The sequence below is a fragment of the Mucilaginibacter gilvus genome (assembly GCF_004054195.1).
In the GTDB taxonomy this organism is placed as follows: Bacteria; Bacteroidota; Bacteroidia; order Sphingobacteriales; family Sphingobacteriaceae; genus Mucilaginibacter; species Mucilaginibacter gilvus.
The window spans coordinates 348,633-366,651 of the sequence record NZ_SBIW01000003.1; the positions used below are offsets into that span (position 1 = coordinate 348,633).

Genomic DNA, 18,019 nt, shown 5'->3' on the forward strand with positions numbered 1-18,019 from the left:
CGATTAAACTTCCCCCTTCTTATATTCCCGTTGCATCACCCTCGCCGTTTGTGTACTTCCATCATGGCTCCAGCCCGGTGGGTTAACAAAATACAAAAGCTTATTCTTTAACCCCGGCGCATGTTTTACATCATGCAAAAGGGCTTTCCATTCGTGGAAGAGGATGTTTACCGGTCCGAGATCTTCGGGTTGATGGGTGAGGCCGTATTTTACGGGTTCGGCAAGGTCTTCATCATGGAAGGTGCCGAAAAGCCTGTCCCAAATGATAAACATCATCCCCATGTTTTTATCAAGGTAGGGGATGTTGCTTGCATGATGCACCCGGTGATGCGCAGGCGTTACAAAAATATAGCCGTACCATTTGGGCAGCGGTATTTGGTATTGCGTATGCACCAGGTTGCCGTATAATTGGGTAAGCAGGTAGGCGTATAAAATATCCACCGCGCTAAAGCCAAACAGCGCCAGCGGCATATAAAAGAAAGTGCGGTACAACGGTTCGAACACGGTGGAACGGAAACCCGTACTAAAATTAAAATGCTCCGAGGAATGGTGGGTTATGTGCATAGCCCAAAACAGCCGACAATAATGCCCGGTATAGTGCAGCACCCAGTACAAAAAATCCTGCGCTACTATCAGCACAAACCAATATACAAACAGGTTATTGATCTGAACGAACTTGAACTGGTAAGCATAGTTCAGCAGAAAGAAAGCCATGCCGTTTACCAGCAGGTTCATGAAAAAAGCAAGCGTAGTAAGGTATAGGTTGGTGAGCGTGTCCCTCTTTTCGTAGTAATGCCGGTTTTCGCGATAGCTAAACCACATCTCGGTTAAAGTAAGGACCACCAGCAAGCCTACCAGTATCGCTACAGTTTCGTTTCGGGCATTTAAAGGGGGCATTTTTCTATAAAGTAGTGTAATATCTCAAACTGTCGCAAAGTTCTTGCTCCGTGCAGATATTATCAATACTGTATTGCCCAATGCTTGTCAGCAGGGTGCAATTTATTTGGCCGTTTTGATTTTTCTTATCGTTCTGCATGAGTTGGAACAATGCAGGATAACAATCATCGGCGATAGAATGTTTAGGATAAAGTTTACCAAATACTTCAGCTATCTCCGCCAGTTGCTCATCAGGCAGGCAAACTTTTTTATTGGATAACCAGGCCTCGCATACCATACCAACGGCAATGGCTTCGCCATGGGTGAGCGGGTTGCTATCGTTCAGCATAGAGTAAGTTTCCACGGCGTGGCCAACGGTGTGCCCAAAATTCAAAGCCTTGCGGATGCCTTTTTCGTGCGGATCCTCAATTACCACCTCGTTTTTGATCTCTACAGAACGGTGTACCAGTTCGATGGCTGGCAGGCTCAGGTCGCTGGTTTTTAGTTTATCCCAGTAAGCGGCATCGCAGATCAAGCCGTGTTTCAACATTTCGGCAAGGCCGGAAAGGATCTGGCGTTCGGGCAGGGTTTTAAAGAAATCCGCCACCATAAATACCGCTTTTGGCTGTGTAAAAGTGCCGATAATGTTTTTAATGCTATCCAAATCTACACCGGTTTTCCCCCCAACAGAAGCATCTACCTGCGAAAGCAGGGTAGTAGGCACCTGCACAAAATCGATGCCGCGCTTGTAGGTAGAGGCCACAAAGCCACCAAGATCGGTAACTACGCCGCCGCCAAGGTTTATCATCAGGGCCTTACGGTCGGCACCAAAATCTATCAGCATTTTCCAAACGCCTATGCAAAAATCAAGGTTCTTGCTTTCCTCGCCCGCGTTTATTTCAATGATATCGAAATTATCCGCTTCGGCAAGGTATTGCTGTAACAGGGGCAGGCAGTGCACCGCGGTGTTCTCGTCGGTTAAAACAAAACTGCGTGAGTATTTGCCTTCTTTTATAAAATTAACCAGTTGGGTTAAACTGTCTTCGAAAAATATCTGGTAGCCGTCGCTTTGTATCGTATCCATATTATATCACCTTGATCTGCTGACCTCTGAATTCAACCAAATCGCCGGGTTTAACTTTCAGGCGTTTGCGGTAATCTATGGCGCCGTTATAGCTTACTTCGCCATATTGCACAGCTATTTGGGCCTCGCCGCCGGTTTGTACCAGGCCGGCCGCCTTTAGCAGTTGTATCATGGGGATATAGTCGCCGATTACCTTAAATTCAATCATGGGTGGCAAAAATAAACTATTCGTGCAATAATGGGTTATCATTTTATAATTTTGCATTTTAGTTCATAGATCATAGTTGATAGTTCATAGCGCTTTTGGGTTTGCGATTGTAGCGGCCCTGTCCCACTAAACTTCTGCCATGAACCATGAACCATCAACCATGAACTATAGATGAATAACAAACTTTCCTTCGAAAATACCGAGATCGCTTTTAAACACTCCACTAATACCGACCTTAGCCGTGCCTACTGGCTGTTTAAGGTTATCAACGTGAACTTTTTGGTGAAGATAGGCCCGCCCATCACCAACTTTTTTATGAAGATTGGCCTGCCGATCAAAAGCATCATCAAAGCCACCATATTCAAGCATTTTTGCGGCGGCGAAACCATTGAGGAATGCAACAAAACCATCAAAAACCTGGCTGATGGCGGTGTGGGTACCATCCTCGATTATTCGATAGAAGGGGAGGATGATGAGTCTGTTTTTGATAACACCCGCGATGAGATCATCCGCACTATCGTTCGCGCATCTAAAGATAAGGCTATCCCGCTTACTGTATTTAAAGTTACAGGCGTGGGCCGCTTTTCTTTGTTGGAGAAACTGGACGAGAACCTGAAGCTGAACATGGACGAGCAGATAGAATGGCAAAAAGTTCAGGACCGTGTGCTGGAGATCTGCGAAATGGCACATAGCGAAGGCGTGCCTGTGATGATAGATGCCGAAGAAAGCTGGATCCAAAAAACCATAGACCACCTGGCTATTAACATGATGCGCTTTTTTAATAAAGAACAGGCCATTATTTACAATACCTACCAAATGTACCGCCACGATAAGCTGGCTTCCATTATTACCGATTTTACCGTTGCCGAGGATGAAGGCTTTATATTAGGCGCCAAAATAGTGCGCGGCGCTTATATGGAAAAGGAACGTAAACGTGCAGAAGAACGCAGCTATCCGTCACCCATACAGCCGGATAAAGCCGCTACCGACCGCGATTACAACGACGCGCTTGTTTTTTGTGCCGACCATGTAGATAAGATAGCCATTGTAGCCGGTACGCATAACGAAGATAGCTGCCGCCTGCTTGCCGACCTGCTCGACGAGAAGAAAATAGCCCACAATAACCCCCACGTATATTTTTCTCAACTGCTGGGCATGAGCGATAACCTGAGCTTCAACCTGGCCGATGGTAGTTACAACGTAGCCAAATACGTGCCTTACGGACCAATAAAGGCCGTACTGCCATACTTATTCCGCCGGGCGCAGGAAAACACCGCTATTGCCGGGCAAATGAGCCGCGAGCTGAGTTTGATTGTTAAGGAGAAGAAGAGAAGAAACTCGTAAAAATTTCGGAATTCGGATGTTGGAATTCGGATTTATTTGGAGCAGGATTTAACGGAGATTCATTTTGAACGTGTTACAAATCCTAAATCCCCAATCCGACATCCGAAATCAAAACTACTCCCTTACCACATCCGTATCCACCGGGATATAGCCCAGTTGACGGCTCATATTCATTACCTGTCCTTTGTGGTGAAATTCATGCGTTATGGCATGTGTGAAAATTTCAAATGGTGACCGGGTAAGCTGGCTGCCATCGGGCCGGGTAATAAGAATTTGCTGGCCCAGTGAATCGGTAAAATGATGCAGAAAATCATTCATCACAAGGTCTACCTGCCCGTATGCGTTGCGCACAGCGGTCAGGTTCTGATGCTCCTCGTTTTTAAAATACGGGCGCTGTTGCTGCATAATAGATTTTGATAACCAAAACAGGTAGCAGTTGGCCACATGCATCAACTGGGTTATCATACTTTCGTTGTTGAAGGTTGCGAGCGGCCTAAGCAGGTCTTCCGTTTTTACCGTTTCGCAATAATCAAACAAAGCCGTACGGGCAGAGAGTACTAACTGGTATTGGTGCAGCAGGGTGGTGTACATGGGTGCTAAATTAAATGTTCGCGTTGGGCGAAGGCCTGCAGGGTATCGGGCGCGGTCATTAAAAAGGTTTTTAAGCCTAACGTTTTGGCTGCCTCCAGGTGCTGCGGACTATCGTCAATAAACAACGTTTCGGCGGGAATAAGGTTGTTCTCTTTTAGCACTTGTTCAAAAATATGCGGTTCGGGCTTGCGTTTGCCCACCAGGTGCGAGTAATAGGTTTTCTCGAAGAGATGCTCGTTATCATCAAAACCAAATTCATCCTTCAGATACTTCATGATATAAGTGTAATGGATATCATTGATATTGCTGAGCAGAAAAGTGCGGTACTTGTCTTTCAGTTTCAATAACAGATCGTGGTTGCCGGGGGCGATGCCCAATAAAAGGCTGTTCCAGGCGTCGGTGATCTGCTGGTCGGTAACATCCGGGTTGCCTATCTTCTCTTTTACATAGGCACGAAACTCAGTGGCGGTAACCTCGCCACGATCGAATTTATCAAAGATCTGGTCCTGTTGGCGATGCCCGAAGAAGCCCTCGGCATCGGTAACGCCCAGTTTTTTAAAAGCCTGCTGCGCGATGCGAAAATCAATACTGAAGATAACGTTACCGTAGTCGAATATGATGTTTTTGATGTTTTCCATAAACATTTTGTAATTTGATGGCAAATATGTGCAAACGGCTTTAAAATTCTGTTGCGCACAAGGCCAAATTTAAACCTTTAATGCAATGCTAAGCAGCAAAAACGGGCAATTATTACTCATACCTTTACTTTGCCTGGTGGCATTTATCATCCTCAGCGTTTTACAAAAACCGGTTGCCGGCTGGATGCTTACACTCGCTTTTGTATCGGTGGGTATTTCGTTCAGAAGCTATCCAAAACTAAAAGGCTTTTCGTTCACCATGATGATCTTCGCGGCCTTTATTGTGGCGATGTATTATCCGCAATATTTCAGGCAGGTGGGCGGGTTTAAACTGTCGTTACTCATTATTCCGCTGTTGCAGGTAATTATGTTTGGCATGGGCGCGGAGCTGAGCTTTAAAGAACTGGCGGGCATTGTTAAAATGCCCAAAGCCATATTAGTCGGGGTAATTTGCCACTATACCATTATGCCTTTGATCGGGTTCGGGCTGGCCAATATCTTCCATTTCCCCAATGAAATTGCAGCGGGTATTATTTTGGTAGGCTGCTGCCCCAGCGGGCTGGCCTCTAATGTTATGGCTTATTTAGCGAGGGCAAACCTGGCGTTATCGGTAGCAGTAACCACGGTATCAACTTTACTGGCACCTTTATTTACACCATTGCTGATGCGTTTATTGGCTGGCAAGTTCATCGAAGTGCATTTTTGGGATATGGCCTGGGACACCACCCGCGTAGTGATTATCCCGATACTCGCCGGGCTGTTATTTGATAAACTGGTGCGTGGCCGCTTAAAATGGCTGGATAAGCTGATGCCCGTGATCTCCATGGCCGGCATTGGTCTCATCATTGTGGTGATCACCGCCGCCGGGCGCGATAGCCTCATTAAGGTGGGCTTTTTATTATTTGTAGCGGTGTTTATACACAATGTTTTGGGCTATACCCTGGGTTATTGGTTTAGCCGTCTGCTACGCTTTAAAGAAAAGGATTGCCGTACCATATCGCTGGAAGTAGGGATGCAAAACAGCGGGCTCGCCGCAGGTTTAGCCCTGCTGATGGGTGGAATGGGCACGGTTGGGCTGGCCGCTGTTATCTTTGGCCCGGTAATGAATATTTCCGGCTCCTCATTATCTACCTGGTGGCATGGCAGGCCACCCAAAGAGGATGGTGAGGTAAAAGCGGATTGATACCCCTTATTGATCTTTTAACAGTTTTTTGAAGAAGGGGTTAAGCTGCTCCGCTAAAATAGCATGGTCCTCCACACTGGGGTGCCCACTGCATCCGTGCGAATCCATCGGCGGGAAAAAGAAGGTGGCAACGGGCTTATCTTTAGGGTAAAGGGCGTCGATTTTGGTTTTGATGGATCTTAGACAGTTCTCCAAGATCTTACCCGATTCACCCTTTACCATTGGGCTGCTCAATAGCGCTATCTGCGCTTTTGGATATTTAGTTTTTACCAACTGAATAAATTTGACAAAATGAGCTTCATAAACCGCGGTATCAAAAGGTTTGCGCGCGTGTACGCCATCGCCTCTGCTGATATCATTAGTGCCTAAGGCGATGCTTACAATTTTTGGGCTGTAGGTATTAAAATCCCATTTTTGTTGCTGGGCCACCTGGAAATCTACATTCTCATAAACCTGCGGCATAGAGGGGCTATCCATGTTCCAGGTGCGGTAAATACCGATGCCGCTTACACTGCTTAAAACAAAATTGGCCTTCAGTGCCCGGGCTACCCTTGGGCCGTAGGCCATATAAGCGTTATGCTGATCGTGATAGGAGCCGGTGCTACAAGGCACCTCAGATGCATCTGCCGCGGCGCCACAGGTTATGCTGTTACCAATAAATTCAATTAAGGGTAGTTTTTGTACCGATAGCGGCGTTACTTTATTTGCCGCAACCTTCTCTATTATTATTGCCCCGGTATGTGCCTCGGTGGCTTTATAGAACCAGATGGTATGCTTGCCGGGCGTGGCGCTTATTACGATGGGCGCCTTTGAGTTTCCATTGAAGCGCAGCTTTTTCTGGTACACGCCATCCAGTTCGTATTGCAGGTAATTATGCGCGTTGGTATCGGCAAGGCTGACGTATACGGCGCATTCTTCGCCGGTAAAACTAACACCAAAATGCACTGCCGAACTTATCAGTTCCAGGTTGTGCTGCTGGTTATACATATAGCGACCGTATGGCTTTAATTGAATGGCTGTAAGGGTATCTGTTTTGGCGACAGATTGCGCATTGCATATTCCGTTAACTGAGAATGCGATAAACGCAAGTATAAATAAATGCAGCCGGGTTGCCATAGGTGTAAATAATTGGTGGATACAAGTATAATGCCTGCGCATGGTAAACCCAAACGCGTAGCTTCATTTACAAACAAAATGCTAAAAAAGTACCACGAATTTAAGTGAGCGCGTTTTTTCGACTTAGTTAATATGATTTATTATCCCGAATATTTTTAAATTTGGATAAGATTGATTTGTATGCACCTATACCTTACTGCATGAGGAAACTTTTACTTGTCGTATTTTTTTCAACGGCTTTCTTCCTTATTGCTGGCAGCGTACAGGCGCAGGAAAGCCAAACCGTAACCACAGGGGATTTCACCAAACCGGTGGTGTTCCCGGGCGGAAACTGCGTTTACCGGTGGACCAACAGCAACCCTTTTATTGGACTGGCTGCCGCAGGCGGAACCGGCAATATAGGGTCTTTTAAAGCTATCAATACACTTCCGATCCCGGTTGTAGCCACTTTTACGGCCGAGCCTATGGCATCCGATTTTGCGTATGTTCCTATTAGCTCCACAAATAGTGTTTCGGTTATCAGCACTGCAACTCATTCCGTAGTCGCAAGCATACCCGTGGGCGATTCGCCATTCGGCGTTGCCGTAAATCCTCAGGGTACTTTTGTTTACGTCGCAAATTCTAACGTTAATGCTACCGGAAACACAGTTTCGGTGATCAGTACGGCAACAAATAAAGTAGTTGCAGCTGTTTTTGTTGGAGAAGGCCCGCGTGGGATAGTGGTTGGCGCAGATGGGAGCCGCGTTTATGTAGCAAATTCCACGTCGGATAACGTATCGGTAATTAATGCAGCAAATAATGAGGTGATAGCCACTATCCCTACAGGGCAAACGCCGGTAGGGGTGGTTATAAGCCCCGATGGCAGCAAATTATACGTCGCAAATACAAACGGGGGTTCGGTATCGGTTATAGCGCTTTCAGATAACAGCGTAATTGCCACAATTCCGGTGGAGAAATTCTCCAACTTCCTGGCTGTTAGCCCCGACGGGAAAACCCTGTATGTAACCAACGGGGCCGGGACAACGGTAACTGTAATTAACGCAGCAACCAATACTATAAAAAAAACAATAGAAGTAGGCTCAAATCCATGGGGGATAGCGATATCTTTCGATGGCAGCAAAGCCTATGTAACCTTAACCACGGGTGCAACGGCTTAATAGACCTTGTTACCGGCACTGTTTCCACCCGGTCGACGCCCTCCCGGCCGCAAGGCATATCTATTGCTCCCGATGGTACTATTTACATTACCGATGGTGAGAGTGGCAACGTAAATTATTATAATGCCGATTTCTCCTACGGCGGGCAAATATCCGTCGGCGTTGGTGTGGCACCGGTTGGTAATTTTATTAAAAAAAGTCAGCCCTGCACGGCCGACCCGGTAACGTTTACTATTACGGTTAACCCGGCATCAACTGCCACCATAACCAACGGCCCGGTTAGCGGTGATATTTCTTCGTGTATTGGCGCGGCTTCTGCAAGCCCGTTTATACAGCAGTTTAAAGTAACAGGCACGGGCTTAACTGATAATATTACTGCCACCGCCCCAACGGGTTTCGAGCTATCACTTGCCCCGGCAAGCGGCTACGCAAATTCGGTGAGTGTTCTGCAGAGTGGTGGTACCGTAGGCGAGGTGCGGGTTTACATAAGATCTGCCGCCACGGCAAGCGGTGGCTATATATCCGGTACGGTGGCTTTGGCATCGACGGGCACGCCTGTAAAATACGTGGGTGTGAACGGTTGGGTAAATAAATTGCCCGCGGTGAATAACCCGGGCGACAAAATTGTTGCTAAAGGCGAAACGCTGCCGGCCATTAATTTAGCAGGCACCGCAAATATTTACCGGTGGACAAATGATAACCCATCCATTGGCCTTGCGGCAAGCGGGGAGGGGGATATTTCATCTTTTACGGCTATCAATACCGGTAGCACCCCGGTTGTGGCCAACATTAGGGTAACGCCCGTGCCGGCGCAGTTGGCCTATATTACAAACTTCAACGACAATACTGTTTCGGTGGTTGATATTGCCGGTAGCAGGGTATTAAAAACCATCCCGGTTGGTAAAAGCCCCAACGGTGTAGCCGTTACCCGCGACGGGAGCATGGTATTTGTCAGTAATTATGACTCGAATGACATATCGGTGATCAGCCCTTTTTCAAACACGGTGATAAAGACGATAACAGTTGGGCAGAACCCGTCGGCGATAACCGTTTCGCCAGACGGAAGCAGGTTATATGTGGCAAATAACGGCACCAATAAGGTAGCGATTATTAGCACCGCAACTTTTAAAACGCTGGATATTATAACTGTTGGAGAAAACCCCAATGGGCTCATCGTAAGTCATGATGGTACGCGGCTTTATGTTTTAAATTATGGCAGCCTGTCCATTTCTGTGATAGATGTGGCGTCGAACGCCATTGTGGCAACTATGACCATTATGAACAGCCCCGCCTTAGACTTTTGTTTAAGTCCGGATGACAGTAAGTTATATATTTCGACCCCCAGTTTTGACGATATCCTGGTATATAGTACAGTCACAAATTCTTTAGAAACAAAAATAAAACCCCCGTACGGGCTTCGGTATTTAGCCATAAGCCCCGACGGAAATACGCTGTATGGTAACACGGGGTTGGTAATGGACATACCAACAAGTACATTTAAACCCAGAACACCTGCTTACTCACAAGTGACAGGGTTCGCAATATCTGCCGATGGCCAGCTGTTACTTACAACCAATGATTTTGAAAATAATTTGACGATAGTGAATACGGCCAGCAATGCTGTTGTTGGTAAAGTTACTGTTGGCAAGTTTCCGTTAGTGATGGGTAATTTTATAAAGGAAAACCCCGGTTGCGACGGGCAGCCAATTGATTTTAAGATAACCGTAAACTCTACTAACATCCCACTTATTACCGCTACCCCGGCAACGGGTACCATTTCTGTCTGTTCAGGCAATGTATCGTCGGGGACCAATACACAGCAGTTTAAGGTATCGGGTACCAATTTATCAGCAGGTATAACGGGCAATGCACCGGCAGGGTTCGAAATATCGCTGACGGCTAATGGCGGTTATGGAACTGCCGTTACCATGCCCCAAACCAACGGAAAGGTAAGCAACACGGTAGTATACGTACGTTCAGTAGCTTCCAATACCCCGGGCACTATCTCGGGTGACGTTATTTTAAGTTCGGTTGGCGCAGAAAATACTACTGTTCGTGTTGCTGCTTTTATTAATGCTTTGCCTGCCGTTAATGATCCAGGCAACCAGGTTGTTGATAATGGCTCGATGACGAAGCCTGTTAGTTTTACGGGCGTAGGCAATATCTTTACCTGGACAAACGACAACCCGTCTATTGGTTTGGCTGCAAGCGGCACAGGCGATATTTCTGCGTTCACCGCCAGTAATACCGGTACCGGCCAGGCTATCGCCACAATTACCGTTACGCCAAAAATTAAGGGTTTTGCTTATATATCAAGCGCCTTAGATAATACCATATCGGTAGTTGACCCGGCAGACAGGCAGATTGTAAAAACCACCCCGGTTGGCCAATACCCTTATGGCGTGGTAGTTAGCCCCGACGGAACCAGGGTTTATGTATCCAACATTCTCGATAAGTCGATGTCGGTTATCAGTACAATAACAAACGATGTTATTGCAACCTTCCCGGTTGGCGATCATCCTTTAGGGATATCCATAAGCCCGGACGGTAGCCGTATTTATGTAGCCAACGAAGAATCTAATAACGTATCTGTCATAAACGCGTCAACAAATTCGGTTATGGCAACCATACCCGTAGGTATTTATCCTACGTTTACCCTTATAAGCCCTGATGGCAGCAGGCTGTATGTGGGCAATCAAAACAGCCAAACCATTTCGGTTTTCAATACGGTTAATAACGCCCTGGTAACTAATATACCAACCGCCGGGCGCGAGCCGTCTCAAATGGCCGTAAGCCCGGATGGGGCACTGTTGTATGCAGTAACGCTTGGGACTTACGATAATTTTGTTTTGGTTATAAGCACAACCACCAATAGCGTTGTAAAATCAATATTAGTTGGCAAAACCCCTCATGGGATAACCATAACACCAGATGGCAGTAAACTATACGTAGCAAATACCAGCGATAACAATGTTTCGGTGATCAACACTTCAGATAATGCTGTAGCGGCCACCATAGCTGTTGGTGTTTCTCCCACAGGTATATCGGTAACACCTGATGGTGATTTTGTGTATGTAGCAAACGAAACCCCTAACGCGCAGGGGACGGTATCAGTTATCGGCACCGCTATAAACCAGGTGCTTTATACCTTTGTGGTTGGCCATTCACCCGTATCGTTCGGTAATTTTATAGCCCCCGGTGTAGATTGCGCCGGCGACCCGGTTAGTTTTACCATCACCGTGAATCCCCCGCCGCAAGCCACCTTATCGGCATCGGGTACGCTTTTGCCGTTAACTACCATATACGGCACACCTTCGTCATCAGAGAGTTTCACTGTATCGGGTACAAATATTATTTCGGGCGTTTCAATTGCCGAACCTGCCGGTTTTGAAGTGAGTGCGGATAACCTTACGTTTAACAGCACGGCTACCGTAGCCGGCACAGGCACCATTCCGGCAACGCCGGTGTATATCAGGCTGACATCAAAAGCGACAGTTGGTACTTATGGGGGCGATATTTTAGTAAGCACGGGTGCTGCTACATTTGCAACGGTGGTAATGCCCAATAGTACGGTGACGCCCGCCCCGCTGATTATTACAGCCGATAATAAAACCAAAGCTTTCGGCGCAGTAAACCCTTCACTCACCGTAAGTTACAGCGGTTTTGTAAATAACGATAACGCCACAAAACTTTCGCGGCAACCGAGTGTGTCTACCAGCGCGACCACCGCATCCGAGGCGGGAGATTATCCCATAATTGCCAGCGACGCGGCTGCTTTAAATTACACTTTCAGCTATCTGCCGGGTGTGTTAACCATTGGGCCATCAGTAGCGCTGGTATCTATCCCAAATACTTTTACGCCCAATGGCGATGGCATAAACGATACCTGGAACCTCCAGTTTTTGCAGGGATACCCCAAGTCCACGGTGAACATATTAAACAGGTGGGGCGATAAGGTGTATTCATCCATAGGGTATGGCGTGCCCTGGGATGGCAGACTCAAGAACATTCTTTTACCCAGCGGCACCTATTATTACGTTATAAATCGCAAAGACGGACAACCCGTTATGAGCGGCTGGGTAGCGCTCGTGCGTTGATGTTCCAAATGGCCTTCGACCCAATTTATTTGACTGCCGACAACCGGTGCTTTGCCCGGTACTCATTCGGCGAACAATTGTAGATCTTTTTAAACTCCCTGAAGAAATAGGTTTTGTTATTGAACCCGGTGCGGTAAAATATTTCGGATACCGTGAGGTCTGACGCGGTTAACAGTACCGATGCCTTTTGCAGGCGAATATGTCTGATGAGTTCGGTCGGTGTCATATCCGAGAGGGTTTTTATCTTTCGGTACAGTTGAATTTTGCTAAGATTAAGCGCGTTCTCTAAAAAGGCACCGTCGAGTTCTTCGTCAATGTTGTCCTCAATTACGCGGGTTACTTTTTCAATAAAGCTTTTGTCGCTGGCATCCAGGTCGCGGGTATCTAACTGCAACCCGTTGCTGCCCGCGCTAAATACCTTGTGCAGTTTGTCGCGGTATTCCAGCAGTTTTTGCACACGCACCAACAGGTGCTCGGTTTGGAATGGCTTGGGGATATAGGCATCCGCACCACAGCTGTAGCCCTCTGTCATGTGTTGGATGGTGGTACGGGCAGAGAGCAATACAAACGGGATATGGCAGGTTTCGGCTGTGTTTTTTACGAGTTCGCATAGCTGCAATCCGTTCATATCGGGCATCATAACGTCGCTAATAATGAGATCAGGCATGGCACGGTTGATCACCTCGATGGCCTGTTTACCGGTTGATGCTTCGTACATAATATAGCCCTCGCCTAAAATATCTTTCAACAAAAAGCGGATCAGCTCTTCGTCGTCCACTATTAAAATAGCTTTCTTCTCCTCCTGTTCAAAGCTTTTTACCAGCGAGCGTTTGTTGTTATCCGCCAGGTTAAAATGACCAACCGGGTTCTGCGTATCCGGCAGCGAGCCGAAGATATAGGAAGCACTGTCGTTTTTATCGCTAATCTCAACGGTTTGGTGCGCATCAGCAGGTACAAAATTCAAGGGGAGCAGCACTTTAAAAGCTATCCAGTTGTTTTCGCAGCTTACGCTGATCTCGCCGCCCAGCAGGTTTACCAACTGGCGGGTAAACGCCAGCCCAATACCAGAACTGATCTTATTTTGCTGACTGCCATCAAGTACAAAAAAACGGTCGAATAGCTTGCCGGTTTCTTTATCGGTCAGTTTACAGCCGGAGTTAGCCACTACAATTTCCATCATCCCGGTCCCTTTTTTGGGGTAGGCATCAAATATGATATACTCTTTAGCCTCGCAGTGTTTAAAGGCATTGGAGAGGAGGTTGAAGATGATCTTCTCCAGTTTATCCTTATCCATCCACATACTCATATCGCCATCTACATTGCAGGAAAAATCGAGCTGTTTTTGTTCCACCAGGGCATTGAATAATCCCGAACGGTTAACCATCAATTCTGACACATTTAAATAGCTGTAATGGTTCTGTAGCTGGCCCGATTCTGCCTTGCGGAACTCTAATAATTGGTGTACCAGGAAATGCAGCCTCGATGCTTCCTGTTTTACGATGGAAAGGAAATTACCCCCTTTTTCTTGCTGCCCAGTGTTTTTTGATTTGAACAGGTAGCGCTCCAGGGAGCCTAATATGAGTGTTAATGGCGTTTGCAGTTCGTGCGCTATATTGGTGAAAAAGTTGAGTTGTTCCTGGTGCAGGTGCTCGTCTTTCTCGCGCAGCAGGTGTTCCATTTTTAATTCCTGCGCCATCACGAACTTATTTTTACGATAGCGTACGAACAGGGAAACCGCACAAAAAATAACGGTGATATACCCCGCGAACGCGATAGGGGTGAGCCACCAGTACTGCTTAACTGTAACGGTGAACGCGGTTACACCGGGTGTCCAAACACCCTCGCCATTGCTCCATTTTATCCGCAAGGTATAATCGCCGGGAGGGAGGTTGTTGTAGATGATCTTTTCGTGCTTGCCTATAAAGTGCCATCCTTTATCGCTGCCGGCCAAAAAATAAGCGTACTGGCATTTTTGCGAATTGGTATAGGTGATAGGCTGTAAGTTAAGCTCGAAATAATTATCCTGTGGCTTTAAAACGTAATGCTGGTTAATTACGGAGCCATTTTTAGTCAATACTTTTAGCCCTCTTTCGGGCGCGTTCTTACCAGCGAATTGCATATCCGAGATAAGCAGGTGGGGTTGCTCATTACTTACATTGATGTGCTGCGGCATAAAGTAATTAAAGCCGTAAATACCGCCGAAGTACAGCATCCCAGCCTTATCTTTCCAAACGGCGTTATCACTAAACTCATCGCTTTGCAGGCCGTCCGACTCCTTATAATGAACAATTTTTAACGTCTGCGGATTGATCTTGGCGAGGCCTTTATTGGTACTGATCCAGATGTTGTTTTGGTTATCATCATTAATGGCGTGGATGGTGTTGTTTGGCAGGCCGTTCTCGGTATTCAGTTTTTTAAACACCGGTCGGTCTGATTCTGCCGCTTCTTTTTCGTTTATCCAATTGAGGCCAAAGCTGGTACCCACCCAAAGCCGTTGCGCCTTATCTACAAAGAGCGACAGGACATCATTATTAGATAGGCTGCCATTGTACGAGAATGCCTTGAAGGTTTTAAAAGTCCTTGTCGCTTTATCAAATACGTTTAGCCCACCGTAACGACAACCGATCCATATATGGTTGTTGCTGCCTTGTGCCAGCGTATAGATCACATCATTGGCCGGGCCTCTGTTATCGCCAGTGAAGCGGTAGGTTTGCAGATAATTTATCCTTACCTGCCCCGCAGCGTTTTGCTCAAGCTTTAAATGCACCAAACCTGTTTCGTTTAACCCAAGCCAAACCGAACCATCCTTATCCGGCAGCACGCAATGCACCGAGCCGAATGAAGGATAATCTTTACTGTTGATGATCTCGCTCCAGCGGATAAAACTTTTGCGTTTGAGGTCGTAAACAGTTATCCCCTCGGCATCCGAGCCAATATAAGCCAGCCCGTCCTGCCCTTTTTCAATGGCGTAAACGCAATTGTCCAGCAGATCCACATTGGTGTGGAACGAATTGATAGAAGAGAAGGACACGTTTTTGCTGCCCCAGTCTTTTATAGTGATGATCCCGTTACCCTTGGTGCCGATCCACAATTCGCCGTTGATATCCGAGAATGCCCTTACCGGGATATGGAACGACTGCCCGTTCGGTTGCTTTTGTACGATGCCGAAGTAATTCTCCTTTTTGGCCACTTTCATTACACCGTTACCATCGGTACCAAACCAAAGCAGACTGGTGGCATCATTCATCAGCGAGGTGATCCGCACATTTTGCAGTACGGGGATTTGCACGGCAATAACGGGGGTGGGTTTAAATTGCTCATCATATTCACCAATGCCCTTTGATGCCCAGGCAAATACATAATGATTTTTAAAAAAACTCATCGAACGTACCTCGTGAGGCAGGCTGGCCAGTTGTTGTTTTTGATACTGCTTGTTTATCAAATTCAGCTGGCCGGTTTTGGTGGTGTAAAATACGTGGTGATTGCTGAAGAAAACGTTATCGATATCTTGTACCGATCTGAATTGCTTCACCGCTTCAAAACCCTGTTTGGTGCGCTTAAAGGCTTCGAGGATGCCATTATCCTTTAATAGCCATAGGTTATCCTGTTCATCAAAAAGGATCTTCACCAGCATAAAATCGGGCAGACCTTTGATGGCAATGTTATCAAAGCTGTCTTTTTGTTTATTGTAGTGATAAAGCTGCGAACTGTTTTTGTTTGCCGCGTACACCTCGTCGTGGCTGTCTATCGCCACGGTAAACCCGCTCGATTTGATCTTTTTAGCGTTGTAGAAGTAGTTGGTAAAATCGCCGGTGTTTTTATTGAATTTGCTGAGGCCCTGCACCGTACCGATCCAGATGTTGCGGCTTTTATCACCTTCTATCTGGTAGATCACATTGCTCGCGAAGGCGTTTTTGTTGCCGGCCTTTTCGTAGTTAAAAACGTGGATATTGTTGCCGTCGTAGTAGTTGAGTCCGTCCCAGGTGCCAAACCAAATGATGTTGTCGCTATCCTGGTAAATGGCGTTGATGCAACTGTTGGATAAGCCGCTGCTGTTATCTATTTGCTGAATGGTGAACTGCGCTCTGCAAATATTTGCAAACAGCGCGAACGGAAGCAATAGGATGAATGCTCGTAAAAATCTCATACAACCGGCATATTAATTTAAGCAGAAGCTGATACGGACAGATAGCAGAAGAGCATACCGACCGATCATTTATAATTGTATACCAAAGCTATGTTTTGGGGCTAAAATAAAGTAATACTATTTTAACATTTAGCAGTGATGAGGGCTTATAAACGGTGTTTGCGGCGTTTGAGACAATATTTTTACAATACAAAATTTGCACCTAAGCCATCAAATGTGCCGATTGAACCACTTTTACGATTGTATTAGCATATTAGCGGGGTGAGGTATCGGTTCACTATGATAAAGGTGCAAAATATGTTAACCCTTAAAAAATTAATTATTTGATAATCAGATAATTAACAAAAGTAACATTGAATTGTGTTAACTTTTGTAAACTTTTTTCAATGAATTTCATCGCCAAAAGTAAACAAGATTGGGCGGAGATATCCCCGCCCAATCAACCAATATAAACTAAACTATAATCTTACCAACCCGGCATTTTATCAAGGTTCACCACTCTTGGCGATGTATACAGTGCTTTAATATTCGCCTCCGTATTGCCCGAAAAGGTAAGTTCCGACCAGCTCATGAAGAACGTCCACTTTGGCTGGGCGGATAGCTCATCAGCTGTGGGCAGCTTTTCGCATTCGCCAATGGCAATGGGCTTACCGGCCGCTGCTGCTACCATAATATCGTATTTTGCTTTAGTGTAACCGCTGCCATCGTATACATCCAGCGCTGCTACATCCCAGTATGCATCGCCAGGCTTGTAGGCCGATGCATCGCTGCTTAAAGAGCCAAAATCCTGGATATCCCAAACCCAGATGAGGTTGGTGAGGCCTTTTGTTTTGGTCATGTAATCGTGTAGTTGCTCGTAAAGCTTGCGGGTACCGTTGGCACCGGGGCGACCGCCCCACCAAAATGCGCCCTGGTTCATTTCGTGGTATGGGCGCCAAAGCACCTCCACGTTTTTGTCTTTCAATTGCTGCAGGTACACGCAGATCTCATCTACCAAACCTTTCCATTTAGTGTTGATGACGGTGCCGTCGGTTAGTAGTTCCGTCCATTGCGCGTCGGTAAGTTTGCTTTGCACACCTGTGGCGTCGAAGCCGCAAGGTTCTGCCAATGCAGGGTTGCAAGAGTGCCACATAATATTTACCAGAGCGCCTTTTTTAAATTCGGCTGCTGCCTCGTCCGTCATTACCTGGCGGTTCATAATGTTATCCGCCTGGAACAGGAAGTCACCACTCCATAGCGCTGGGTATTTGCCGGTAACGCTGAATGCTTTATTGGTCCATGCCGCGGGGGTGGAGTTTGGCTCGCGGTTATGGATGCCGCTCAGCACTTTTGTGCCGCTAATGCTGTACAAATATTTTAACGATTTAAATGGCGTGTTAGGTATCACGGGCACAATTACCTCCGGTGCCGGCGGCGATTGTTTAACCTCTTTTTGGCAGGCGTAAAAGACAAATGCCATCGCCATTAAGCCTATTGCTGAAATTATAGCTCTCTTTTTCATAGATAACGATCTTAAGTACCGTATTACCGGCTGTTTTTTTATGGCGTATGCAAGTGAACTTGCGTTTGCCGTTTTCT

The 18,019-nt window shown here is 46.5% G+C and carries 12 protein-coding genes; 4 read left to right on the forward strand and 8 right to left on the reverse strand.

Annotated elements, in window-relative coordinates:
* Positions 1–3: 3 nt before the first annotated feature.
* Genes EPL05_RS07510 through EPL05_RS07520 form a run of 3 tightly spaced genes read right to left on the reverse strand, consistent with a single transcriptional unit; the run spans position 4 to position 2,168 of the window.
* Positions 4–897 (reverse strand): sterol desaturase family protein, encoded by an 894-nt coding sequence (locus tag EPL05_RS07510; protein ID WP_128533333.1) that lies wholly within the window; start codon positions 895–897, stop codon positions 4–6.
* A 4-nt stretch (positions 898–901) separates the two neighbouring features.
* Positions 902–1,960: a 3-dehydroquinate synthase gene (gene aroB / locus EPL05_RS07515; protein WP_128533334.1), complete on the reverse strand. Its 1,059-nt coding sequence runs from the start codon at positions 1,958–1,960 to the stop codon at positions 902–904.
* A 1-nt stretch (position 1,961) separates the two neighbouring features.
* Positions 1,962–2,168: an RNA-binding S4 domain-containing protein gene (locus EPL05_RS07520; protein WP_128533335.1), complete on the reverse strand. Its 207-nt coding sequence runs from the start codon at positions 2,166–2,168 to the stop codon at positions 1,962–1,964.
* A gap of 171 nt (positions 2,169–2,339) precedes the next feature.
* Here EPL05_RS07520 and EPL05_RS07525 point away from each other — a divergent pair, with 171 nt between their 5' ends.
* On the forward strand, positions 2,340–3,512 hold the full coding sequence (locus tag EPL05_RS07525; RefSeq protein WP_128533336.1) for a proline dehydrogenase family protein: 1,173 nt from the start codon (positions 2,340–2,342) through the stop codon (positions 3,510–3,512).
* Between the two features lie 114 nt (positions 3,513–3,626).
* Here the strand turns inward: EPL05_RS07525 and EPL05_RS07530 are convergent, their stop codons facing one another.
* Both EPL05_RS07530 and EPL05_RS07535 read right to left on the reverse strand, forming a co-directional pair.
* Positions 3,627–4,103: a DinB family protein gene (locus tag EPL05_RS07530; RefSeq protein WP_128533337.1), complete on the reverse strand. Its 477-nt coding sequence runs from the start codon at positions 4,101–4,103 to the stop codon at positions 3,627–3,629.
* A gap of 5 nt (positions 4,104–4,108) precedes the next feature.
* Positions 4,109–4,741, reverse strand: a complete 633-nt coding sequence (locus EPL05_RS07535) for an HAD family hydrolase (RefSeq protein WP_128533338.1) — start codon at positions 4,739–4,741, stop codon at positions 4,109–4,111.
* Between the two features lie 85 nt (positions 4,742–4,826).
* On the opposite strand from EPL05_RS07535, the gene EPL05_RS07540 reads away from it, so the two are divergent.
* The gene (locus tag EPL05_RS07540) at positions 4,827–5,924 is read left to right on the forward strand and encodes a bile acid:sodium symporter family protein (protein WP_208394700.1); all 1,098 of its coding nucleotides are present in this window, start codon (positions 4,827–4,829) and stop codon (positions 5,922–5,924) included.
* A gap of 6 nt (positions 5,925–5,930) precedes the next feature.
* Here the strand turns inward: EPL05_RS07540 and EPL05_RS07545 are convergent, their stop codons facing one another.
* On the reverse strand, positions 5,931–7,040 hold the full coding sequence (locus EPL05_RS07545; RefSeq protein ID WP_166727662.1) for an SGNH/GDSL hydrolase family protein: 1,110 nt from the start codon (positions 7,038–7,040) through the stop codon (positions 5,931–5,933).
* Between the two features lie 200 nt (positions 7,041–7,240).
* On the opposite strand from EPL05_RS07545, the gene EPL05_RS07550 reads away from it, so the two are divergent.
* Positions 7,241–8,197, forward strand: coding sequence for a beta-propeller fold lactonase family protein (locus EPL05_RS07550; RefSeq protein ID WP_128533340.1), 957 nt, complete (start codon positions 7,241–7,243; stop codon positions 8,195–8,197).
* A complete protein-coding gene (locus tag EPL05_RS07555; protein ID WP_128533341.1) occupies positions 8,128–12,294 on the forward strand; it encodes a beta-propeller fold lactonase family protein in 4,167 nt (1,388 codons plus the stop codon). The genes EPL05_RS07550 and EPL05_RS07555 overlap by 70 nt, the downstream gene beginning before the upstream one ends.
* A gap of 25 nt (positions 12,295–12,319) precedes the next feature.
* Here the strand turns inward: EPL05_RS07555 and EPL05_RS07560 are convergent, their stop codons facing one another.
* Entirely contained in the window at positions 12,320–16,441 is a 4,122-nt protein-coding gene (locus tag EPL05_RS07560) for a hybrid sensor histidine kinase/response regulator transcription factor (RefSeq protein ID WP_128533342.1), read from the reverse strand.
* A 466-nt stretch (positions 16,442–16,907) separates the two neighbouring features.
* On the reverse strand, positions 16,908–17,942 hold the full coding sequence (locus tag EPL05_RS07565) for a glycoside hydrolase family 26 protein (protein WP_208394701.1): 1,035 nt from the start codon (positions 17,940–17,942) through the stop codon (positions 16,908–16,910).
* Positions 17,943–18,019: the final 77 nt, after the last annotated feature.